Here is a 25,277-nt window from a genome sequence, read left to right as displayed (position 1 = left end):
GGAATTCTACCTTTAGAGAGCAATTCCTATTCATGCGTTACCTCATTTTGTTGTTACCTTTTTTGCTGGGTTGTCATCATCATCCCAAACAGCATTCTCATGCTTTTTATTACTGGAAATTTGATGACCAGTCTTTCTCTGGCGTCGATACTGCACTCATCAGTCAATTACATGTAGATCATTTCTATATCCACTATTTCGATGTGGATTGGAGTGAATCGCTGGACATGCCTATTCCCAAAGGTTCCCGTTATCACTATTCAAATAATGCATTCCTGGTCAAAGGGTCCTATTGCCCGGTGGTCTTCATTACCAACCGCACATTTGAACAGCTGGCAGCCGATAGCTGTGAATGGCTGGCCGGGAAAATTACCGACAAGGTCAATGCCATGACGGATCAGTTCGAGGAGAGGGCCGCCGGTTTGGAGTACAAAGAAGGGATGAACTGGCAGGAGGAGAAGGCTAAAATCAAAGCCAAACGTGCCCCTCTGCACAAAGAAGTGCAGATTGACTGCGACTGGACCCCGTCTACAAGGGATAAATACTTTCACTTTCTAAGGGCTTTTAAGGCTCTCAATAAGGACAGGGAGCTATCGGCTACCATTCGCCTGTATCCTTATAAATACTACCGTAAAATGGGAATTCCGCCCATCGACAGGGGGATGCTGATGTGTTATAATATGGACCGCATTGACCAAATGGCGACTGCCAATTCGGTCTTTGATGAAAAAGTGCTCAACTCTTACCTGTCTGGCACCCATTACCCATTGCCGCTGGATGTATCTTTCCCCGTTTTTGGCTGGTATGCCTGGTTTAGGGGAGGCAAATTTAAAGGGATCATTCATGACGGGAGTGAACTGGCAGGTGCCGGTTTGATCAATTCCAATAATATAATTAGCCGGGATACTGTGCTGGATGGTCGTTTTTATAGAGAAGGAGACCGGGTACGCCGGGAATACCCTGACTCCACCACCTTGAAATCCGCCATTGACCTGGCTATGAAAAAAGTTCCTGAATACCGGCATGTTACATTTTATCACTGGGACCCCACTTTAATTGCTGCATATGAAAACATCATACAAGAGACTTTTGCAGATTATTAGTATCCTGCTACTGTTGTTTTTACCCTGGATGCGTACATGGAGTTGTGGTCCTGATTATTTCAGTGACGATTACCGCTTTGTGCTTTTTCAACCGGAGTTATCCCGCGCTCCCGGGTTATCGGATCTCAGGTATAACATTCACATGAGTGTGCTGAAGGACAGCGACCCGCAGAAAAAGGATTATCAGCGCAATTGCAGGGAGTGGCAGCAACAGGTAGGCGGCACCATTCCTGATATTTACAATATACAGTACGGCATGGAGCCCGATGAATTTTTGTATGCCTACCGGCATGCGAAATGGGATCATATAAAAGACAATTCTTTTTTACATGCTTTGCTACAACCAGCCAATAAGCCAATGCTGGATTATATGGCTTTTGCAAAACAGGTAGAGTTTAACCAGTTTGGCGAATACGATCCGTGGCAAACGGGCAATGACAATGGAGGACAGGAGCAAACAAAGGTGCTGCTCAGGTTGGGAAAGTTGGCATTTGCCAAAACAACGAATCCTTTTCTGAAGGAGCGGTATGCATTTCAGCTGGTAAAACTAAATTATTACGGAGGGGGAAATTGGGATTCGCTACCCGGTTTATACGACACTTATCTGAAAGGGCATAAAACGATTGTGGCAGATTGGGGATTGTTATATTATGCGCTATGTAAGCAGGATAAAGTAACGAGTACGAAATTGCTCTGTGAAACTTTTGAAAGGAGTGAAGAGAAGAAGACATATATCTACAATACGCTTGCCAGCAAGGATCTGGATACCTTGTTGCAGCAGTATCCAAAAATACCGGTGGCCTGGTTTATTAAGGGACTGAAGCAACCCGGGCGAGGGCTTTCTATTATCCAGTCACTCCACCGGGTGGCGCCTCAATACCAATATTTGCCGATGCTGGTGGTAAGGGAGGTGAATAAGCTGGAAGACTGGATTATGAGTCCGACAGTATTGGGTTTTAATTCAAGTGTGAAGTTGAATGAGTATGATGTAAAGCGATTTTATAACAGCGATATGCCGGATACCACTTATGATTATTATGCAAAGAAGAACCTGCTGAAAGATCAGGCTTACATGCGTACAGTGCGGAGTTACCTGGAAAGCATTTTGTCAAAGTCTGATAGTAACCATGTGGTGTATGCGCTGGCGATTGCGCACCTGTATAATATGGATGGTGAGTACGCAAAAGCGATAGACTATCTGAATGATATACATCCCCGTAAAAATAGTTTTTACCGCCGTCAGTGGATCACAGAACAATTGATAGCGATCATGCATGCGGCTGATATCAGTAGTAATGCAGTAAAGGCAGATCTCAGTAAGCAGGTGAAAGAACTGATGGCATTGGGAGCTACTTTTCCTGACCCTAATAATTATGATGAGAATGCAGAGGATAGATCACTGCCTTTGTTGTTGCTGATGATGAGTCAGCAATATCAAAAGCAGCAGGATGCTATTACAGCAGGGCATTTATTCGAAAAGGCCAATATTTTGGTAAATGGATATTATGGATCTAATTATGAGGATGATACCACGCAAATCAGTTATCATAAAATTGCTTATTTCGACCAGTATGGTACACCAGCGGATATTGATCGACTAATACAGTTTAAGCATGCAAAACATAAAACTGCTTTCGAAAAATTCATTTCACCAGGAGTGTGGTCTCCGGATGATTTTTACAAGGATGTAAAACTCTCTCTGCTCGTAAGGCAGCAACGATTCAAAGAGGCATTGGGCGTAGCGGAGGAGATGGATGCTTATTTCTGGAGAGACAATTATGCATATAGTGGCTATCTGCCGGATAAATATATTGGTAGTGCAGATTTTCTGGTACCGGGTGAGACGCTGAAGAATGATGCGTATCCTTTTGCAGATAAACGGGGCATACTGCGTGATATTGTGGCATTGAGCGATAGTTTAAAACAGTTCCCGCAGAATGCGGCGTTGTATTATAAGATGGGCAATGTATTGTATAATCTTTCTTACGGTGGTCGTGGCTGGATGCTGGCGAATTATGGAAAGGGCGAGCATACCGGGTACTATTATAATATAGGGTGGGATGAGTATGAGCATAGTGCTTTGAACAGAAGGTATCAGGCTGCGTATTACAGGTGTGAGGCGGCGATGAATATGTATCGGAAGGCATTGGTGTATGGAGGGAGTCAGAAAGAGCTATGTGCAAAAGTGTTGTTGATGATGAGTGTGTGTGATAAAGATAGAAATGCCTATGTGATAAAAAGACAAAATTGGTCAGGAACGATTTATAAATATGAGAGGGAGGGGCCGTATCATTCTACTTACCTGGATGTGTTGAAGAAAAAGTATGGGGGTACGGAGGTGTATGCGGAGGCGGTAACGAATTGTCCGGATGTGAAGTAGAGGGGGGAGTCATTTACAGGAATGGGTTGTTCTTTTTCAGAAAAGTATTTGATAAAGAGGCGTTGGGAGATGGATAGATTTTCAGCACTTTGTAGATGGCTGGCCGCATGGTGGAATTGATTAATTCTTTCGTTCCAGATTTTTATTTTTAACGCTTTGCTATATGATCTTGTATAAAATAGAAAGCTAAAGAAAGATAATAAAAATAGAATGGCTATTGTACCTAAAATTCTTATTAATATGGTTAGGGTCATGTGATGTAAGATAGGTTTTTTAAATTATATCATTATCTTTGTGACTCTAATTTATACCCATGAGATTTAAAGCATTACTTGTAGCCTCCATTGCTTGTACACTATTTTATTCATGCAGTAAGAAGGAATCTACCACAACTCCTGTAACAATACCAGAAGTATCAGGCAAAGCCATTAACTCCTTTACGTTTCAGGAAGTGAAGTCGGGTAGAGCGACAGTCAATATTCAGGAAGATAGTATACTGATCAGTGTACCCGGAAGTGCATTGTTGTCGTCACTGACGCCTGTCATTACTTATGAAGGCGTGTCTATCTCTCCATCAGTAACGCAACCTATAGACTTTACTAATGTCGTGAAGTTTACTGTGACTGCAAGTGATAGTACGAAAAAAGATTATTATGTAAAAGTGACACGTCGCAACACTTTGTTTGTAGGGTCAAAAAACCTTCTTGTAGCGCTGGATACCAAAGATGGTGCCCAGATATGGAAGTATACCGGCACTGCGGGATTCGCCTATTCCGCGCCGGCACTGGCGGGTGATACCGTGTTTGTAGGAGGCGCTGTTGATGGTAACCTGTATGCATTTAATGCCAGAACAGGTGAGATCTTTTATACAAAAAACATTTCATCTACAGGAATTGAAGGGTCTCCATTGATAAATGGTTCAACTTTGTATATTGGAACGAATGACGACTACCTACTTTCAATTAATACAATAAATGGAAATGTGAAGTGGAAATACCGGACCTATGGGAATGTATCTTCAAAGCCGGTTTTATACCAAAATGCAGTGCTTTTTGGTAATTATAATGGCCTGTTGTATCGGCTAGATACATTAAACGGGCAATATAACTGGTCGCTTAGTCTGCTAGGATATATCGGTTCAGCGGAGCCGGTTTTACACAATAGCACTATCTTTTTTGGTACCCACGATAGTATCTTTTATGCCGTTGATGCTGCTGTAGGCAAACGTTTATGGACTTTTAAGACGGGAACTGGTTTACCTGGGGGAGGCGTAGCCAATGGCAATGTATATGTAAGTGGATATAGTTTGTATGCATTGGATGAAGTGACCGGCGAAGTGAAATGGGAAGCTTTAAAAGGCAAGGGTTGCTATGGTTCCCTGACAGTGGATAATGGAATTGTTTATGTGAAAGCAGCTGATAATTTGCTCTATGCTGTAGATGCAAATACAGGTGCTACAAAATGGACGACACAGTCGTATGTCAATGCTGCTGCCGCCGTTGTGAAAGATGGAATGGTATATGTAGCGAGTGGCACGGGATGGGTATATGGTGTGCGTGCCAGTGATGGTCAATCCTTATGGGGATATCAAATGGGGATTATTGATAATTATAATCCTACCCCTGCTATTGGCAAAGTTGCCGAAAAATACCCGATTACAATCTCTCTTTAATAAATGAACGGAGTAGCTGCCAAAGCTACTCCGTTTTATTTGCAAAAGTGATGGTGACTAACCGGCCTCCTTCCTCCTTCGACAATAGCAACTTTATCCCATCTTCCAATACTACCGGCGCCCCAATTTCAATATCCACACCTCTGGTTATATCCCTTGCACTTGTCAGTTTTTCATTCACAAACAACCATTGGCCATTGTGATAAGAAAAATACCCCACTCTTTCTTTCAGATTATTGCCCAACCGTTCATTTCTCAGGATGTTCCTGTTTACATGCCAGTAATGTAAGGTAGCATGATGGTAAATGACAAGCCTTAAATTATCAGGTTTCCATACAGTAGGTTTGAACTGGTAATACAGGTCCAGTACTGGTATGCTTGCATTGTATTGCGTGCCGCAAAAAGGGCAATAGGTTTGTTTGGTGTTGTTATAGATAAACCATTTCTGATTGCAGGCAGGATTTGCACATTTTAACTTCAGGTCATTCGTCTTGATCAAAGCCTGTTCCCATGCATCGGCAGTAGGCCGCTGTACAGGATCATGAAGCCCTTTGATGAATGCCTGATCAAATAATTCTTTCAGGTAAGGACCTGCAATGGTATAGGGTGTTTTATTCAGATCTGTCCATGGGTAGTAGATCGCCATGTTATCACCATACTCCCGTGTAAAGTTCCGGTTACTGCTGTCGGTAGGGTGTTCAATAAACAGGGCTTTCCCGCCCATCAACAGGTCTTCTTCCTGCTCTGATTCAATCGGGCCAAAGTAATTACCACCACGTAAAGGATGCCTGTAAAAGAGGTACATGTAGATCAATACCGCTAATGCATGGAGATCAGTTAAACGATTCGGGAGTTTTTTGTCAGGATCTTTTTTGCCAAGGTTTTTAGTGGCCATTACCTCAGGGGCGATAAAGTCTGCTGTACCCAGTACATCAGGAGGGTAGAGGTTAGGTACCACTAGCCCATCAATATCAATGATGGCCGCTGTTTTACTGACGGGATCTATCAGTACATTTTTGTAAGATAAGTCAGAGTGTGCGAGTCCTGCGGCATGTAACCGCTTCACCCCTCTGGCGATATTGACACCTACCTGAAAATAACTTAACCAATCACCTAATTCTGAATCATCCAGTTTTGTTTTTGACCTGGGAGACCGGAATCGGGCACTGGCAAACCATTTACCTTCTTTTTCCTTTCCTTTTAAGAGATCATTATTAGCATACCCTTTTTTGAAAAAGAAGTTGCTATTATAACAAGGTACGATGATGCCGGTTTTTTTATCCACTTCTACTACATCTACCGGCCAACTGTACAGCTCTTTGTAATAGCTACCTCCTTCCTTATTAAAGAAACTATCGAAGTATTGGGTAACGATCTTTCTAAGCCGTTCTTTGGAATTATAATCAGGATCCGTTCTGTAAATAGCGACTACATACGATCTGTCCGGACTGAAATATACATCTTTCATTCCACCTCTTAACGGTTCGCCATTATCGATGTATTGATAAGTCATTCCGGGATTTATTATCGAATTCACAACTTTTACAGTCATAGCCTAATATATTATTGCCAATGTTCGGTCATCATGATTACCGGTGCTCCAAAAGTCCATCCATGCTGATAATTGAGTAGCAACTTCAATGGCAGGTTGTTTAAAATCCACTATTACTTTTTCTTCATTATCGCCATTTAAATCCTCCATGAATTTCTTCCAGAGAGCAAGGTTTTGCAGGTTGGCTTCTACTTCGAATTTAGGATCGTAGATGCCATCGGTCATTAAGAATAAATAACAGAAATCGGGTGCTATAGTGACGTTGAACCTGGATTTCATCGGGATCTCTTTTGAATGGAATATTTCTGGTTGGGTAATAAATCTGGTACCTCCACCAAATTCTCCTACATCCAGCTGGTTCAATAGTTGCACTTTATCTTCCTGTAATAAAATGATAGGGCAATCGCCTATGCCAAAAGATAAGATCAAATAGCCAAAATCAAACTTTTTAAACACTACAAAGATTAAAGTGGTATGGTAGTATTCAAGTATTGATTTGTTCTTGTTATTGAATAAGGTGGGATTTAGTTCTGAATGTTTTTCCGCTTCTGCTTTTATTTGTTCATATACATACTTCACTGCCTGGTACATATGTTTCTTCGCAACAACAGTGAGCGATTCAATAGCTGAATGATCAGTTTCCTCTATTTCTTTTTCTTTGCTTTCTTCAAAAAATTGTTGGAAATAATTAATCGTTGCATTACAGGCAATCTGAGCTCCTTTTCTTGAAAACAGGCTACTCCCTGCGCCATCGGCTACAGCGACTACAGACCAACCTTTTTTATCAGAAGAATAATAAGCAAAATCATCATCTCTGAAAGTACCGACATTCTTATGCGATCTACCTCTTTTGGATGAAACGACCATTTGCTTATCGCCTAATTGAGCAGCCGCCATCACATTATCTTCTTTCCAGTAAGGATCATTCACATCACCCGGTATATCTTTCCATAAGCTCCTCGGATCGGGGTTTATAATCAGGTTAAACACCTTGACATTTACAGGTGCCCCTTCCAGACTAAATAGAAGCTGAATTTTATGATCCCCGCTTACAGTCGGCGTACCTGCTATTGTTGCCTGCTCTTTGTGATACACCAATCCAATCTCCTCCAATCCTTTCCATTCAGCATAGACAATATCTGCCATATTCCATTTTTCAAAACTCACTTCTGCCTTATACGGTTTATTCACACTCCCATTTGGAATACTGATATGTGCTGCTATAATATCGTTAATCCTGTTTTTAATCGTATGTTCCATAAGCTAGCCCTGTGTACGGTTTACATCAAATCCTCCACCCTCTTCTGCCACCACATACCTGGATGTCTTGCCACACCATGGACAGGTATTCGTTTCCTCATATCCAATACAATGGATCTTTCCACAACTACACTGTGCCAGTGCAAACTGGTTACTGCAACAAGGGCAGGTAGGTGCGCCTACCAATTCGGCAGTATTGATCTTATGATTATCTGATGAGGAATCAGATAGTTCAAAATAATCATCCTTCAGTGGAAAAGCTCCTACCTGTAGATAAGAACGGGTTTCGAGGTTCATGCCTCCCCAGATATTATTACCAATACTCTTCCTGTATTTGATAAGATAATGACGGCTGGATTGCTGGCACTTTGCTAATAAAACTACATAGTTATCATCTACCATTTGTGTGAAAGGTGCACTTTTAGAGATGTCGATCTTCGACAGCCAGTCGTTGTCTGTTTTTTCCAGTTCCAGTCCTGATCCATTATTTTCAATATTCACACTACTGGTGGTAATAGATGCAGTGACCCACTTAAAGAAGTATTTGTAAGAATCGATGTTCGTGTTTTTAAAGAACAATACATGCGCTGTTAATTGTGCTAAGATGCCTGCGTTCGCTTCACTACCAAAAGATACTGCTACGAGGTTCACCTGCCGCTGCCATCTTTGTTTCCATTCAGCAATGATAGGATCGGTATTGTCAGTAGGAACGCCATCAGTGAATAAGAATATAATGGGTTTCCAGTCACCTTTAGAATTAGCGGTAGTTTTCTTTATATTACTATCCAGCTCGTTCATCAGGTGTCGCAGGCCATTACATAACGACGTACCGCTGCCAATGGGATACTTAGGTGGATAGAACCTGATGATATCCTGCAAAGGAAGGATGGTTTTTGCTTTGCCTGCAAATGCGATAATAGAGATCCATACTGTTTCGATCGCAGTTGGATCCGTTTTTAATGCCTGGATGATAGTAGAGATCCCTTCTTCCACTTGTGAAATAGGTTCTCCTACCATTGATTCAGATACATCAATCAGGAAAAATATGGGTAGTCTTCGCATACGATCAATTTAAATGACAAAATGAATCTCATCCGGTGGTGGTGGCAGGTCGATGGTATCTGTAGTACCCATACTTTTATTTCCATGCTCAATGGTCTCTGACACCCATTTAAAGAAACTTTTCAAAGTCGTACTATCAGCAATATCAAGGTGCACCACTACATCACAGAGTTCTTTCAGGAATTCATCATTCGATAACCTTCCTGCAGCGCAACCTACTATAGAGGCGAAGTTCAGCGACTTGACCAGCGGAATCATTTCCTGGTACAGGTACAGATCGTTGGGGTTGCCATCAGTAAATATAAAGAGCAAAGGCCGCCAGTCTCCTTTTTGGGTATCAGTTCCTTTCCGGAGGTCCTGTTTTACTTTTTCATAGACAAACTCAAGGGCTTGTCCTGTATGTGTAGGGCCACTTTCGGGGCAGGTGATCTCCCGTACATTGTACGAAGGCAGATCAGTCAGGGGCAATACTTCCTTTACAACTTTATCGAACGTGATAATGCTGATCCAAAGTGTTTCCATAGCTAATGGATCTGATCGCAGGTTATTGATCATACCACTTAATGCATTGTTCAATGCCTGTATGGGTTCACCGTTCATAGATCCGGATGTATCCAGCAACAGATAAACGGGTAGTCTTCTCATGTATTGTTGAAATATTTATCAGGTTACAATATTCAGTTCAGAAGGGGGAGCGGGTAGTTCATTTATGCCACTTACTTCTTTGCCCCCATCTTCCAGTTTTACAGAAGCGACGCCAATACTTGCAGTCACCCATGCAAAGAACTTAGACACACCCGCGCTATCAACCGTATCCAGGCTCACTACATTTTCCGTGATCTGTTTCAGAATTTTTGGGTCTGCACTATGGCCTGCGGCACAAGCAATCGTGTTGCCTACTTTACGTTTTTTGAATTCGTTCAGTCCGTCCTGCCAGTTATCGTCTGTGGGAATACCGTCTGTCATGATGAAGACGAGTGGTTTCCAGTCACCTTTGCTTTCGGCAGAAGTTTTCTTTACTTCCGTATCGATACAGTGGCTGAGCAACTTTAAGGCTTCACCCAGTGAAGTCACGCCGGCAGCTTTGATATCAGGCATTTGAAATGACACGAGGTCAGTGAGCGGAATGAGTTGTTGTGCAGTCGTGTCAAATGTAATGACACTGAGAAAAGCGGTTTCAATGGCTTGCGGATTTTGCCGCAGAGAACTGATCATGACCTGCACGCCATTCTTTACAGCTTCGATAGGTTCGCCTCCCATAGAGCCGGAGGTATCAATCAATAAATAAACGGGTAATCGTCTCATGGGTTACATATGTTTTTTCAGGATTTCTACAAAACTATCTGTTTGATGAGGTTCGCCGGGAGCCCTGAACTTCCAGCTATCATCTTTCCTGTATGCTTCAGCAAAAACCATGGCAAACATTCCGTTCAACGTTGCATCGCCTGACAGGCTGTACTTTGTGATCTCGCGTCCCAACCTGGTCCGATAGTGATTTTGCTTAATCCGATGTTTATTCTTTGTCCCTTCTGTAAATTGATGGCCATATATAGTTCGGGTTAGTGTTAACAATAATAGTCCCTTTCAACGTCGCATTATAGGTAAATATACCGACAAATATAAATATATATATGATCGTAAAAAGAAAACCTGCTCACTGTGGAGGGGGGATGATTTTGGTCAGGGAAGGGATACTGATCATTTTTCCAATTCCACTATTTTCTCTACCTTGGCCCCTTAAGGTCAAAAACCACCTTTTATGGAGCGTGTTGATATAAAACGATTGGCAGAAAAGCTCAACCTATCCACATCTACTGTTTCAAGGGCATTTAGAGGTAACAGCGATATCAATCCGGAAACTAAAGCAAGAATCTTGTCTGCAGCAAAGGAATTCAATTACCAGCCAAATCACCATGCCAGTAATCTGCGGGATAAGCGAAGCAATACCATCGCCATCATCGTACCGGAAATCGCGAATAACTTCTTCTCTCAGGCCATCCACGGTATAGAGCGTGTAGCCCGTGAAAAAGATTATTACACCCTGATCTACCTCACCGACGATGATTATGACAAAGAAGTCATGTTCATCGAGAAATTATACAATGGTCGTGTGGATGGTATCATTATGTCAGCCTCCGGCGAAGCCAATGATCACCGGTATTTGAATAATATGGGGAACAAACGTATTCCGCTGGTTTTTTTTGATAGGGTATATGATGATGTAGACGTACCAAAAGTCACCACTGATGACTATGAAAGTGCTTTCTCCGCTACCAGTCACCTTATAGAAGCAGGTTGTCAGAAGATCGCTTTCCTTGTAATTAATAAGAGTCTGTCGATTGGTAATGTTCGTATGCAGGGCTACAGAGACGCTTTGCAGCATGCAGGCATCCCATTTCAGGAACAACTGGTGGTAGATTGTAGCAATGATTATGACAAGAACTACCAGATCCTGACCGATTTCTTACTGCACGAACGTCCTGACGGCCTTTTCACTGCCGTAGAACGTCTCGCTATTTCAAGTTATTACGTTTGCAATGACCTGGGCATCAATATTCCTAAGGATGTGAAAGTCGTGAGCTTTTCGAGTCTGGAAATTGCCTCTCTACTCAATCCCGGGCTCTCCACCATCACACAGCCAGCCTACGATTTAGGCACACATGCTGCAGAAATGCTTTTCAAAGTGCTGGAAGGAACACCCCCTCAGAACAATCATATCGTATTGGGTTCCAGGCTCATCCCCCGCCATTCCTCGGCAAAAGTGTAAGCAAAAGAAAAAAAATGAAACAAAATGTTAGGAAAAACAAAAAATTGTATACTTTAGCGTCATAAATCTATTTTATTCCACGTTCCGGGAACGTTCCCGGAAATGTTCAACACTGATACATTATGCTTTCAACTTAGAACTTACGGACAAGCAACAGGGGGACTGGGACCTATTTTTGAACTTATCATTTATCCCTTCCCATTACAACAATGAAGAATAGCACTGAATTCTAATAAGGAATTCTACAGCCATTTTCTTGTCTTTTCATTAAACGCACTGCATATGGCAGTAGCGTAACAGCAATTCTTTGTCTTTAAAATGAAACGTTAAATGAAACGAACACACTTTACCCGGTTAGCGCTGCTGTTGTGTTTTATCCTGGTTACCTTAGGCGTATATGCCCAATCAGGAAGTATCAGCGGATCCGTTACGGACGACACGAATAGTCCGGTTCCGGGAACCATCCTTTTTATAAAAGGCACCAGCAAAAATGCAGTTGCTGATAGTGTAGGCCATTACACTATCAAAGGTATAAGTGCCGGTAGTTATGTACTGGTAGCAAGAATGGCCGGTTTCGAAGGCGTAGAAAAAGCCATCACTGTAGGCAATGACAATACGGAACTGAACATCCAACTGAAAACTGATACCAAAGGATTAAACGAAGTCGTAGTGATCGGTTATGGTACGCAAAAGAAAAGCGACCTTACCGGCTCTATCGCCCTCGTAACTACGAAAGATTTTAACAAAGGCCCTGCGTCTTCTCCTGAACAACTCATCACTGGTAAAGTACCCGGTGTACTGATCACTTCCAATGGTGGTGCACCAGGTAGTGGTAGTACCATCCGCGTACGTGGTGGTGCTTCTCTGAATGCTACCAACGATCCGCTGGTTGTAATAGATGGCGTACCTGTTGAAAACGGTAATGTAAGCGGTTCTTCCAATGCACTCGCGATGGTGAACCCCAATGATATCGAATCTTTCAGCGTATTGAAAGATGCATCTGCCACCGCTATCTATGGTTCCCGGGCTTCCAATGGCGTAGTGATCATCACCACCAAGAAAGGTCGTGCCGGCGATAAACTAAAACTGGCTTTCAGCACCAACAATGCGGTGTCTAAAGTGACCAGTTATTCTCCTGTATTATCTGCTGCAGAATTTACTGATATAGTGAAAGCACACGGCAATGATACACAGATCGGCATGCTGGGTACTGATAATACCGATTGGCAAAAACAAATTTACCAGTCAGCCCTGAGCTCTGACAATAACCTGAGCATCAGCGGTTCCTGGAAAAAATTACCTTACCGCGTTTCTGTAGGTCACCTCTTCCAGGATGGTATACTTAAAACATCCAACCTGAAAAGAACTTCCGGTGCAGTCAACCTCTCTCCAAGCCTCTTCGACGATCACCTGAAGATAAACCTGAACCTGAAAGGATCTGTTGCCGATAACCGTTTTGCTGATCAGGGAGCTATCAACGCAGCAGTTGCGTTTGATCCGACTAAACCTGTTTATTCTGGTAATGACAACTTTGGTGGTTACTATGAGTGGCTGCAAAATGGTGATTTGTTTGCGCTGGCTACAAGAAACCCGCTGGGTATGCTTAAACTGAAGAATGATGCATCTACTGTAAAGAGAAGTATCGGCAACTTACAGTTCGACTACAAGTTCCATTTCCTGCCTGACCTGCATGCGAATATGAACCTGGGTTATGACTACTCTAAAGGTACCGGTAATACAAATATACCTGCTTATGCTGCATTGTCTTATTACAATGGTAGTGGCGGTTCCTATCATCACTACGAACAGGAAAAACAGGACAAACTCTTTGATTTCTACCTGAACTATAGCAAAGCATTAAAGGCAATTAAGAGCTCTGTTAATGCGACTGCCGGTTATTCCTACCAGGATTTCATCACCACCACACCAGCGTTTGCAACACTGGATGGTTCCGGAGATACTACGACTGCTGCGGGTAACTATAGTAAATCACAACATACACTTGTTTCCTTCTTTGGCCGTTTGAATTATACATTCAATGAGAAGTATATGCTGACTGCTACCCTGCGTCGTGACGGTACTTCCCGCTTCGCTAAGCATTGGGGTAACTTCCCTTCTGTAGCACTGGCATGGAGAATTAAAGACGAAGTTTTCCTGAAGAATTCTAAAGTACTCTCTGACCTGAAACTGAGACTGGGTTATGGTGTAACCGGTCAGGAAGATATCAAGCAGGATTATGCCGCTGTATCCCGCTATACCTGGGGTGATGCCGCTTCTTCCTACCAACTGGGAGATACTTATTATCAAACCCTGCGTGCAGCAGGTTACGATCAGAACATTAAGTGGGAGCAAACTGCGACTTACAACGTTGCACTGGATTATGGTTTCCTGAATAACAGGATCAACGGTAGCGTAGATTTCTACTATAAGAAAACCAGCGATCTGCTGGCGACCGTAACAGCTCCTGCAGGTACTAACCTGACTAATACACTGTTCACTAACGTAGGTAGCCTGGAAAACAGGGGTGTGGAATTCATTATCAATGCTACACCTATCATGACAAAAGACTTCTCCTGGAATGCAGGTTTCAATATCACCTACAATCACAACAAGATCCTGTCTCTTTCCAAAGTGAAGAGTGATACAGCGGTAGGTTTCGCTACAGGCGATATCTCCGGTGGTACTGGTAATACTATCCAGATCAATTCAACTGGCTATGCTATCAATTCCTTCTACGTATACAAACAGATTTACGATAAGAATGGCAAACCGATTGAAGGTTTATATGAAGACAGAAATGGCGATGGTGCTATTACAGCGGCAGATAAATACCGTTACAAATCACCGAATCCGACTTTATACCTGAGCTTCAATTCAAATTTCAATTACAAAGAGTGGACCCTTGGTTTTAGTCTGCGTAGTAACATTGGCAACTACATCTACAACAACCAGGCTTCCAACTTCGGCAACTATAAGTCTTTCCAGAATGCTTCCTTCCTGGCCAATATGTCTTCCAGTGTGTTGAAGACAAACTTTGCCAACCCGCAATACTGGTCTGATTACTATGTAGAAAACGGTTCATTCGTACGTATGGATTATCTGAACCTGGCGTATGATTTTGGTCGTATCTGGCATCAGAAATTAGGTGTGCGTGTAAATGCGAACGTACAGAATGTATTCGTGATCACTAAATACAGTGGTCAGGATCCGGAAGTATTCAGCGGTATAGATGATAAGTTCTATCCACGTCCAAGAGTGTATTCCCTGGGCGTTAACCTTGATTTCTAATTAACAAACAGGAACGTTATGATCAAGCAATTCATATATAATACATTACTTGCCGGCGTGATGATCTGGGGACTGGCAGCATGTACCAAAGACCTGGACCGCAATCCAATCACGGAAGAAACAACGGCCAGTGTATATACAGATTTTAGTAACTACAAAAGTATCCTGGCCAAGCTGTATGCAGGTCTGGCTACTACAGGGCAAACCGGACCAACCGGTAGTGCTGATATCAGTGGTATAGACGAAGGTACCTCTAATTACATCCGTGCTTACTACCAGATGCAGGAATTACCTACTGATGAAGCGGTGATGGGATGGAATGATGGTACTATTCAAAACTTCCACAAAATGAACTGGACAGCTGATGACAACTTCATCACTGCCATGTTTGCCCGCCTCTTTTACCAGATCTCCCAGTGTAATGAGTTTATCCGTCAGACGTCCGATGCAAAACTGAGCAGCAATGGTATTACTGGTACGAATGCAGAAGAAGCAAAAACATTCAGGGCAGAAGCCAGGTTCCTGCGTGCACTGAGTTACTATCATGCATTGGACATGTTTGGTAATGTACCTTTCTCTACCGATACGAACGAAGTATCTTACTATTATCCTAATCAGGTTTCCCGTACAGAACTGTTCACATATATAGAGTCAGAGCTGAAAGAACTGGAAACACTGCTGGCAGATCCAGGTGCCAATGAATATGGTCGTGCAGATAAGGCCTGTGTATGGATGCTCTTATCCAGGTTATACCTGAATGCACAGATATATACAGGTACTGATCGTTACACCGATGCGATTACCTATAGTACCAAAGTGATCAACTCCGGTTATTCACTGGCCTTCAGTTATGCAAACATGTTTAAAGCAGATAACAACGCTACTTCCAAATCAGAGTTTCTGCTCACGTCCAATTTTGACGGTTCCAGAACCCAGACTTATGGTGGTACTACTTACCTGGTCTGCGCGGAATTAGGGGGAACGATGACACCTTCTGACTTTGGTGTAAGCAGTGCCTGGGCTGGTTTACGTACTACCAGCGCATTGGTGAAATTATTCCCTGATGTAACAGGTGCGACTGATAGCCGTGCGATGTTTTATACCAGCGGACAAAACCTGGAAATCACAGACCTGACCACTTTCACCGATGGTTATGCGGTCACCAAGTGGAGCAACAAAACATCTACTGGTGGTACTGGTTCCAGCACAACATTTGTAGATACAGACTTTCCGTTGTTCCGTTTACCGGAAGCTTACCTGAACTATGCAGAAGCTGTATTGAGAGGTGGTACCGGTGGTAGCACAGCCGAAGCACTGACTTATGTAAATAACATTCGTGAAAGAGCTTATGGCGATGCGAGCGGAGATATTACCAGTGGTCAGCTCAACCTTCAATTCATCCTGGATGAAAGAGGTCGTGAATTCTACTGGGAAGGTTATCGCAGAACAGATCTGATCCGTTATGGATACTTCACAGGCAGCAGTTATGTGTGGCCATGGAAAGGCGGTGTAGCAGCAGGTACAGCTGTGGGAGATTTCCGTACACTGTATCCGATTCCTGCTACAGAACTGGTGGCTAATCCTAATCTCAAACAGAACAGTGGTTACTAATCAAAACATTTTCCATCATGAAGTTCCGTTTCAATTATATATACATCCTCAGCTTTAGTATGCTGACCCTGTTCTCCTGTAAAAAGGACGGCAGCTTTACCCAGGTGAAAAGCGGTACTACGCCCGGTTTTACAGCGACTGATTCCGTATTTGTATTTACGGAAGCAGATGCTGCCAGCGCGGCAGTAACTTATAACTGGACAGCCTCTGAGGATTGGGGCTACAAATCTATTGTTACTTACTATCTGCAAATAGATGAGAAAGGCAACGGTTTTAAAAATGCAACAGATGTGACCATTGGTACTGGCATATTGACGAAAGCCTATACCGTAGCAGGTCTGAATCAGGTAATTAATAATATGGGACTGGCAGCCGGCCGTCAACACGATCTCGTGATCCGTGTAAAAGCAGCTGTAGATGAAGTAGGTGATGAGGTGTATTCAGACAGTATTTCTCTGACAGTGACACCTTACTATGTGCCTAAAGTATATACATACCTGTATTTACCGGGTGCTTATGAAGGTTGGTCATTTGACAATGCAGGGCTGGATAGCGTGGCTTCTGTAAACAACGATGGTAACTACGAAGGTTATATGTACCTCACCGGTTCAACAGAGTTTAAAGTAACGACTGCAAAGAGCTGGGATGTGAACTATGGCGATGGTGGCAGTGGATCCCTGTCATCCAGCGGTGGTAATATCGCCGTATCAGCAGCAGGTTATTATCGCCTCACAGTAGATATCAATCAACTCACATACACGATGACGAATACCACCTGGAGCATCTATGGGAGTGCCCTTGGTAGTGCAGATGCTGCTATGACTTTTAACGCTGGCACAGGTGCATGGACGGTGACGACTACATTAAGTGCAGGTACCTTCTACTTCAGAGCCAACAGTGCAGATGCCATCACCCTGAGCGATGTCAGCAACAATGGTACTCTGGCTTCAGGTACAACAGGCGCTATTACTGTAGATGCAGCGGGTACTTATACAATCAGTATGAACTTAAGTAATCCCGGAAACTATACTTATTCTCTCACAGCTCAATAACTAGAATAATAGCATGAAACAGATTCGGTGGATCACGATGCTGCTGTTGATGGCTAGTACGTCAATGGCACAAATTCCCAGCCTGGAGCGTATTGAACCTGCCAACTGGTGGGTGAAAATGCAACAGCCCTTTTTACAACTGATAGTACATGGTAATAAGATCGCAGAAAGAGACGTCAAACTGGAATATCCCGGGGTAACACTCCTGAAGGTGAATAAAGTGGAAAACCCGAACTACCTGTTTCTTGATCTCAATATTGATCCTTCAACGGCTCCGGGTACATTCCCGATCAGGTTCCTGAAGAAAGGCAGCAAAGATCTGGTGTTTAGTTACGAGCTGAAAGCCAGGAATACTGGCACGAAAGCACAAGGCCTCAATGCGGGCGATCTGATATATCTGATTATGCCGGATCGTTTCGCAAACGGGGATACTACGAACGATGTGATCAAAGGTATGCAGGAGACGACCCTGAACAGAGACTCTATGTATTACCGCCATGGGGGTGATATACAGGGTATTATTAACCATCTTGGTTACCTGCAGGAGCTGGGCGCTACCTCACTGTGGATGACGCCTATGATCACCAACGATCAGCCACAGGCATCTTACCATGGGTACGCTGCTACAGAACAATTCCGTACTGATCCCCGCTATGGTACCAATGAATTATACAAAACGCTGGCAGATAATCTGCACAAACGTGGGATGAAGTTAGTCATGGACCTCGTGCACAACCACATCGGTAGCCAGCACTGGACCATGAAAGACATGCCGATGAAGAGCTGGGTACACCAGTGGCCTGAGTTCACCCGTTCCAGTTTCAGGGCACAGCCTGACTTTGATCCTTATGCATCTCAGTATGATAAGGATATAATGACCAATGGCTGGTTTGACAATCATATGCCAGACCTGGATCAGTCTAATCCTTTTGTACGCAACTATTTTACACAAAGTCATATCTGGTGGATAGAGTATGCGGGTGTGGATGCATTCCGCCTCGATACTTATCCTTACAATGACGGCGAGTTTATGGCAGCATGGGGCAAAGCGATCAAAGATGCATATCCAACCTTTACCTTCTTTGGTGAAGTATGGGTGAAAGGTGTAGCAGACCAGGTATACTTTACACAGGGTAAAACTGTGAACCAGCATCTGGATACACAATTACCCGGTCTCACAGATTTCAATTCACTCTGGGCCATCACTGGCACAATGAATGATAAAGCAGCGTGGGATGATGGTGCCGTGAAGTTGTATACAACCCTCGCATCAGACTATCAATACCAGGATCCGATGCGCAATGTCGTATTCCTGGATAACCATGACCTGAGCCGTTTCTATTCCGTGATCGGTGAAAACAAAGGTAAGTACAAAGCTGCGCTGGCGTGGTTGCTGACTACCCGAGGTATTCCACAGTTGTATTACGGTAATGAAATTGGTATGAAGAATTTCAGTGCACCGGATGGATTAGTACGTGAAGATTTTAAAGGTGGCTGGAAGAATGATAAAGTGAATAAGTTCACAGCAGCAGGTCGTAATGAAGAAGAAAATGAACTGCATGATTATGTACAAAAGCTGGCTAACTACAGGAAGAACAACCCTGTGGTACAAACCGGTAAACTGATGCAATACATTCCTCAGAATAATGTATACACCTACTTCAGGTATAATGCTGACAAGACAGTGATGATCATACTGAATCCAAACAGCGATCCTGTCACCATTGATGTGAGCAGATTTAAAGAAAGAACAACTGGATTTTCCAGCGCGCACGATATAGTAACTGATAAAACCTATAGCCTTTCAGACAGTCTGCATGTACCGGCTACTACTACACTGGTACTGGAATTGGCTCACTGAGACAGCTAATAAATGGATGATATGGACAGAATAGACGCATGTATTTTTGACCTTGATGGCGTGATAGTAGATACCGCCAAATACCATTACAAAGCCTGGAAAAGGCTGGCAAATGAGCTGGGGTTCGACTTCACCGCCGAACAAAATGAATTACTCAAAGGCCTGAGCCGTACCCGCTCTCTCGAGATTATACTGGAAATAGGTGGTGTGCAGCTATCCCCTGAAGAACAGGCTGCACAGGCAGCCCGCAAGAATGAATGGTATGTGGATATGATCCGTCATATGCAACCAGATGAGGTATTGCCCGGTGCAAGAGCGTTTTTGGAAAGTCTGCAAAAGGCGGGTGTAAAAACGGCGCTGGGTTCAGCGAGTAAGAATGCGGGTACTATCCTGGAAAGGGTGGGGTTGGCTGCATTGTTTGATGTGGTGGTAGATGGTAACTCAGTCACTGCTTCCAAACCAGATCCTGAAGTGTTCCTGAAAGGGGCGAATAGTTTGCATGCAGATCCTGCTTACTGCGTGGTATTCGAAGATGCAATAGCGGGTGTACAGGCAGCGAAGGCAGGTGGAATGAAAGTAGTGGGTATTGGTTCGGTAGAAGTGCTTGGTAACGCAGATATGATTGTCAGTGGTCTTGGAGACATGAGTCTTCAGCGTTTAAAAGATTTATAATTATGAAGCAGTATATAAAGGTCGATGAGTGGAATATCATCGAAGAAGGATTTATAGCGGGTTACAACAAAATCTCAGAAAGTATCTTCAGTTTGGGCAATGGCCGTATGGGGCAGCGTGGTAATTTTGAAGAGACGTATTCAGGCGAAACTTTACAGGGTAGCTATGTAGCAGGGATTTATTATCCTGACAAGACACGTGTGGGTTGGTGGAAAAATGGTTACCCTGAATATTTTGCCAAAGTACTGAATGCTGCTAACTGGATTGGATTAGAGATCAGGATTGACGGGGTGGTTTTAGACCTGCATGATGCAGCAGTGAGTGACTTTCGTCGTGTGCTGAATATGAAGGAAGGTTATTTAGAGCGTACGTTTACAGCGACCTTATCATCAGGTAAACAGGTGGCGGTAAAAGCCACCCGCTTTTGCAGTATTGTAGATGATGAGGCAGGTGCATTGCGTTATAGTATTACGCCGTTGAATTTTGATGGGGAGATTGAAATTACCTCTTTTATAGATGGCGCTGTGAGGAACCAGGATGCGAATTATGACGAGGGATTCTGGGATTTTGTAGAAAGTAGTATACATGACAATACAGCTTATCTTACATTACGTACAAAGAAAACAGGTTTTGAAGTTTGTACGGGCATGTTATTCCATGTATATCAGCAGGGGCGCAAACTTGCGTCAGCAGTTACAGCAGTGAATAAAGATAAATTTGTAGGCGGTAAGGTGACGGTGGCAGCAACACGGAATCAGGAAACTGTGATATTTAAATATGCAGCTAACCAGACTTCAGAGAATCATGCTACTGAAGAATTACTGGCAGCATGTAAGAAGGTAGTGGATAAAGTAGCGGCCAAAGGGTTTGCTAAGTTAAAAGAAGAACAGCTGGATGCATGGGCTGGTAAATGGCAGGAGAGCGATATCGTGATAACAGGAGATGCTGCTGCACAGCAGGGTATCCGTTTCAATATCTTCCAGCTGAACCAGACTTATACAGGTGAAGACGCCCGTTTGAATATAGGTCCGAAAGGCTTTACAGGTGAAAAATATGGTGGATCCACTTATTGGGATACGGAAGCATATTGTATTCCTTTTTATCTGGCTACTGCTGATCAGCAGGTAGCCAGAAACCTGTTAGTCTATCGCTATAACCAGTTGGATAAAGCGATAGAAAATGCGGGTAAATTAGGGTTTAACAAGGGTGCAGCATTGTATCCGATGGTGACGATGAATGGGGAGGAGTGTCATAATGAGTGGGAGATCACCTTTGAAGAAATTCATAGAAATGCGGCCATTGCATTTGCGATATTCAACTACATCCGTTATACCGGTGATGTGGCTTATTTAGCTGAGTACGGTCTGGAAGTGTTGATTGGTATTTCACGTTTCTGGGCACAAAGAGTGAATTGGAGTGAGGCACGTAAACAGTATGTGATGCTGGGCGTAACGGGGCCGAATGAGTATGAGAATAACATCAACAATAACTGGTATACCAGTACAATGGCGACGTGGTGTTTACAATATACGATTGAGTCACTGGCGCAGGTAACTGATGCTATTATCCGGAAGACTTCATTTGATGCTGGTACTGAAGTCGCTCAATGGCAACATATCATAGATAATATGTACTATCCTGAAGATGCGGAGCGAGGTGTTTTCCTGCAGCAGGATGGTTACCTGGATAAAGAGCAGATCCTTGTAAAAGATCTGGATCCATCTCAAAGACCATTGAACCAAAAGTGGAGTTGGGATAGAATATTGAGAAGTTGTTTTATCAAGCAGGCAGATGTATTGCAGGGATTTTATTTCCTGGAAGACAGGTTTGATATGGATACGCTGCGGAGAAACTTTGATTTCTACGAACCACGTACGGTGCATGAAAGTTCATTATCACCTTGTATCCACGCGATCCTGGCTGCGAAGCTGGGAGATGGAGAGCGGGCATATGAGTTTTACCTGCGTACTTCCCGCCTGGACCTGGATGATTATAACAATGATACAGAAGACGGTTTGCATATCACATCAATGGCGGGTACCTGGATGAGTGTAGTAGAAGGATTTGCAGGTATGCGGGTACGTGATGGGCAGTTGCAGTTTACACCATTCCTGCCGGAAAGCTGGCAGTCATTTGCTTTCAGTACTCGTTTCAGGAGTAATATCCTGAAAGTGGAGATCAACAAAAATCGTGTTGTTCTGGAGAATAAAGAGGGCGGCGATGTAGCCGTAAAAGTATATGAAGATACATTCGTAGTAAAGGCGGGATCTGTTGTACAACTGAACAACAGGGACCTTGTCAAATAAAACATTTATGAAAGCGGGTATTCACTAAGAGGAATGAAATCGTTTTCAGAAAAAAAAGAATTCCATGAAAGGCATGACAAAGCCACGCTTATCTGCGGCAAGGATCTGGAACATGAGCATGGGGTTTTTCGGAATACAGTTTGGTTTTGCATTACAGAATGGAAATGCATCCCGTATTCTACAGACCTATGGCGCAGAGGTAGAACATTTATCCCTATTCTGGTTAGCCGCACCGGTGACCGGAATGATCGTACAGCCTATTATCGGGCATTATAGTGATCGTACGTGGAACAGGTTGGGGCGCCGTCGTCCTTACTTTCTTGTAGGTGCGTTGTTGACGGCTTTGGCGCTGATACTGTTACCAAATTCGTCGATGCTGGCTTACCTGTTGCCTCCTATGCTGATAGGAGCAGGGATGCTCACATTGATGGATGCAAGTATCAATGTTGCTATGGAGCCTTTCCGTGCGCTTGTTTCCGATAATTTACCAGATGAGCAGCGGAGTATGGGCTTTTCAGTACAAACCTTCCTGATAGGGGCGGGGGCAGTATTGGGTTCTTCATTGCCTTATTTGCTGGCGGAGTATGCTGGTGTATCAAAAGTAGCGGCACCGGGTGTGGTGCCAAACAATGTGATTTATTCTTTTTACATAGGTGCGGTGGTGTTAATAGCTACGATCCTCTGGTCTGTTTTTATGAGCAGGGAGTATAGTCCGGAGGAGTTTGCACAGTTTAATCCTCCTTCGGAGGAAACACCTGTGTCATCCGGATTGGGAACAATCGCAAAAGACTTTGCAGCCATGCCATCGGCAATGCGGCAGTTAGGATTGGTACAGTTTTGTTCATGGTTTGCCTTGTTCTCTATGTGGGTGTTTACCACACCAGCAGTGGCCCAGCATATCTATAAAGTAATGCCGGGTGATACATCATCATCAGGTTATGCAGATGCGGGTAATAAAGTAGGTTTCTTATTCAGTATTTATAGCGCGGTATCAGCGGTGTATTCACTGATCCTGCCTACAATAGCGCGTAAAACAAACAGGAGAGTTACACATGCCTTCTCTTTGATAGCAGGAGGGGTATCACTGATCTCCATCTTTTTTATACAATCTCCAGACTTGCTGGTACTGCCTATGATCGGTATTGGTTTTGCATGGGGAAGCATTTTATCAACGCCTTATGCTATCCTATCAGGTGTGATACCTCCGCATAAGACGGGGGGATACATGGGTATCTTTAATTTCTTTATCACATTCCCACAGATTGTGAATGGCTTGTTCGGTGGTCTCATCGTCAGGTATTGTTTTCACGATCAGCCTATATATGCGTTGGTAATGGGGGGCGTATTTATGATTATAGCTGCTGTGGCAGTGTTGAATGTGAAAGAACAGAGAGCCTGACACATATACCTAAAGTTTGACCGGGATTTGCGTGAGCAGGTCCCGGTTTTTTATTGCCTTGCTGGAAAAAATATTTTAATATTTGTATATTTTATATATACATTTGTGCTACCATAACTGGAAAATTTAATTCGATTTTTAGCCTCATTCCTATAAAAAGCCATTAAGTAAACGATTTGAATAATCATCCCTATACATTGTAAATGTACAATCAAAGAAGGAGAGAATTTTTCAGAAACGTCGCCTATATATTGCCTGTACTGGCCGTTATGCCGTCGTCTCTGTTCTCTAAAAATGTTAGTAAAGGTTTGCGCACAGGGTTTATCGGAACCGGCATCTGGGGACGAGAATATCTTACCGCAGCACTTCCCCAAAAAGATCTGGATATCACAGCAATATGTGATTCCGAGGATGTTTCCTTACAGGAAAGTCTTCAATTATTTAAAGGATCTGATCGTCCGGTAGTCTACACTGACTGGGAAAAGTTACTGGCCAGCGATGAGTTGGACCTGGTGATCATTGCCACCCCTGCACATACCCATTATATGATTGCCAAAGCAGCGATGCTGGCGGGTAAACATGTGGCCTGTGGCCCTGTGATGGGCGAAACGGTAGAAGAGCACAGGGATATAGTAAGAACCAGTCAACAAACTGGCCGTCATTACTTTGCCCTGGATGAGCAAAGTTACCGGCATGATCTGCAGGCGGTTTCCAATATCAATTTCGGTACACTGGAAAAAATATATGCAGGTGCGCCTTACGATGCAATGCCTCCCCAGGTAGATACGTATCCGTTATATCCCTCCTTATTTTTACAAAGTTTGTTAGGAAAGGACAACCGATTTGAAACGATCGCAGCTACAACACAGCAGCGGGACTATATTGTCAATAAGGTGGATCCTAAAACGGGTAAACGATTGACTATTATTAAGAATGGAAATATTCCACTCATCTGTCTGACCACTACACAGGGACAGCGGGTGTATCTGCAAACAGAAAAGGGATATTCAACAGGCACCCATATTCATGGTACAGAAGTATTTTGGATCGATTTTGCAAAAGCTATGCGGGTTGGTGATAATCAATGGGAAGCTGACCAACTGCACCTGCAACAACATGCTGCCTCTCCGGTTGCCATGGCATTGAATGAATTGATAAATACCTTAAAAAATCCGAAGGGTCAACTGCCTGTTTATACAGCGGCAACTCATAGCCTGATTGGCTTATTGGGTCGTCAGTCTGCAATGCAGGGAGGAAAGGTATTGGCATTTCCTGATTGTAATCTTATTTAA

At 43.4% G+C, this 25,277-nt stretch carries 18 protein-coding genes; 12 read left to right on the top strand and 6 right to left on the bottom strand.

The genetic code is table 11. From position 1 onward, the window contains the following. Nucleotides 1-32 precede the first annotated feature (32 nt). The 3 genes from BW716_RS05125 (at nt 33) to BW716_RS05115 (ending at nt 5,155) form a co-directional block, all read left to right on the top strand. Nucleotides 33-1,103, top strand: coding sequence for a hypothetical protein (locus BW716_RS05125; protein WP_083721453.1), 1,071 nt, complete (start codon nt 33-35; stop codon nt 1,101-1,103). Further along, on the top strand, nt 1,066-3,483 hold the full coding sequence (locus BW716_RS05120) for a hypothetical protein (RefSeq protein WP_083721452.1): 2,418 nt from the start codon (nt 1,066-1,068) through the stop codon (nt 3,481-3,483). The genes BW716_RS05125 and BW716_RS05120 overlap by 38 nt, the downstream gene beginning before the upstream one ends. Before the next feature lie 313 nt (nt 3,484-3,796). Continuing rightward, nucleotides 3,797-5,155 carry a PQQ-binding-like beta-propeller repeat protein gene (locus tag BW716_RS05115; protein ID WP_083721451.1) on the top strand — a complete coding sequence of 453 codons (1,359 nt, stop codon included), beginning with the start codon at nt 3,797-3,799 and terminating at the stop codon, nt 5,153-5,155. Nucleotides 5,156-5,180: 25 nt separating this feature from the next. Here BW716_RS05115 and BW716_RS05110 read toward each other — a convergent pair whose 3' ends face one another. From BW716_RS05110 to BW716_RS36640, 6 genes are read right to left on the bottom strand one after another with little or no spacing between them, the layout of a single operon-like run. After that, complete coding sequence (locus tag BW716_RS05110) at nt 5,181-6,668, bottom strand: helix-hairpin-helix domain-containing protein (RefSeq protein ID WP_235643484.1); 1,488 nt, start codon at nt 6,666-6,668, stop codon at nt 5,181-5,183. 42 nt (nt 6,669-6,710) lie between these two features. Next, nucleotides 6,711-7,967 carry a PP2C family serine/threonine-protein phosphatase gene (locus tag BW716_RS05105; protein ID WP_083721449.1) on the bottom strand — a complete coding sequence of 419 codons (1,257 nt, stop codon included), beginning with the start codon at nt 7,965-7,967 and terminating at the stop codon, nt 6,711-6,713. 3 nt (nt 7,968-7,970) lie between these two features. Next, nucleotides 7,971-9,029, bottom strand: coding sequence for a TerY-C metal binding domain-containing protein (locus BW716_RS05100; RefSeq protein WP_083721448.1), 1,059 nt, complete (start codon nt 9,027-9,029; stop codon nt 7,971-7,973). 9 nt (nt 9,030-9,038) lie between these two features. Then, a complete protein-coding gene (locus tag BW716_RS05095; RefSeq protein WP_083721447.1) occupies nt 9,039-9,674 on the bottom strand; it encodes a VWA domain-containing protein in 636 nt (211 codons plus the stop codon). Between the two features lie 18 nt (nt 9,675-9,692). Further along, the gene (locus BW716_RS05090; protein WP_083721446.1) at nt 9,693-10,334 is read right to left on the bottom strand and encodes a VWA domain-containing protein; all 642 of its coding nucleotides are present in this window, start codon (nt 10,332-10,334) and stop codon (nt 9,693-9,695) included. A 3-nt stretch (nt 10,335-10,337) separates the two neighbouring features. Beyond that, the gene (locus BW716_RS36640; RefSeq protein WP_179090997.1) at nt 10,338-10,508 is read right to left on the bottom strand and encodes a TerD family protein; all 171 of its coding nucleotides are present in this window, start codon (nt 10,506-10,508) and stop codon (nt 10,338-10,340) included. Nucleotides 10,509-10,788: 280 nt separating this feature from the next. On the opposite strand from BW716_RS36640, the gene BW716_RS05080 reads away from it, so the two are divergent. The 9 genes from BW716_RS05080 (at nt 10,789) to BW716_RS05040 (ending at nt 25,277) form a co-directional block, all read left to right on the top strand. Beyond that, nucleotides 10,789-11,796 (top strand): LacI family DNA-binding transcriptional regulator, encoded by a 1,008-nt coding sequence (locus BW716_RS05080; RefSeq protein WP_083721444.1) that lies wholly within the window; start codon nt 10,789-10,791, stop codon nt 11,794-11,796. A gap of 330 nt (nt 11,797-12,126) precedes the next feature. Further along, a complete protein-coding gene (locus BW716_RS05075) occupies nt 12,127-15,084 on the top strand; it encodes a TonB-dependent receptor (RefSeq protein ID WP_083721443.1) in 2,958 nt (985 codons plus the stop codon). Between the two features lie 18 nt (nt 15,085-15,102). After that, a complete protein-coding gene (locus BW716_RS05070) occupies nt 15,103-16,695 on the top strand; it encodes a RagB/SusD family nutrient uptake outer membrane protein (protein WP_083721442.1) in 1,593 nt (530 codons plus the stop codon). Between the two features lie 17 nt (nt 16,696-16,712). After that, on the top strand, nt 16,713-17,747 hold the full coding sequence (locus tag BW716_RS05065; RefSeq protein WP_083721441.1) for a SusE domain-containing protein: 1,035 nt from the start codon (nt 16,713-16,715) through the stop codon (nt 17,745-17,747). Nucleotides 17,748-17,760: 13 nt separating this feature from the next. Beyond that, nucleotides 17,761-19,608 (top strand): glycoside hydrolase family 13 protein, encoded by a 1,848-nt coding sequence (locus BW716_RS05060; RefSeq protein ID WP_083721440.1) that lies wholly within the window; start codon nt 17,761-17,763, stop codon nt 19,606-19,608. Between the two features lie 21 nt (nt 19,609-19,629). Beyond that, nucleotides 19,630-20,280, top strand: coding sequence for a beta-phosphoglucomutase (gene pgmB / locus BW716_RS05055; protein ID WP_083721590.1), 651 nt, complete (start codon nt 19,630-19,632; stop codon nt 20,278-20,280). Between the two features lie 2 nt (nt 20,281-20,282). Beyond that, nucleotides 20,283-22,586: a glycoside hydrolase family 65 protein gene (locus BW716_RS05050; RefSeq protein ID WP_083721439.1), complete on the top strand. Its 2,304-nt coding sequence runs from the start codon at nt 20,283-20,285 to the stop codon at nt 22,584-22,586. A gap of 64 nt (nt 22,587-22,650) precedes the next feature. Further along, complete coding sequence (locus tag BW716_RS05045; protein WP_083721438.1) at nt 22,651-23,985, top strand: MFS transporter; 1,335 nt, start codon at nt 22,651-22,653, stop codon at nt 23,983-23,985. Nucleotides 23,986-24,188: 203 nt separating this feature from the next. After that, nucleotides 24,189-25,277, top strand: coding sequence for a Gfo/Idh/MocA family protein (locus BW716_RS05040; protein WP_083721437.1), 1,089 nt, complete (start codon nt 24,189-24,191; stop codon nt 25,275-25,277).

Source organism: [Flexibacter] sp. ATCC 35208, from assembly GCF_001975825.1.
Lineage (GTDB): Bacteria > Bacteroidota > Bacteroidia > Chitinophagales > Chitinophagaceae > Chitinophaga.
This window is presented reverse-complemented; position numbering and strand designations above follow the sequence as displayed.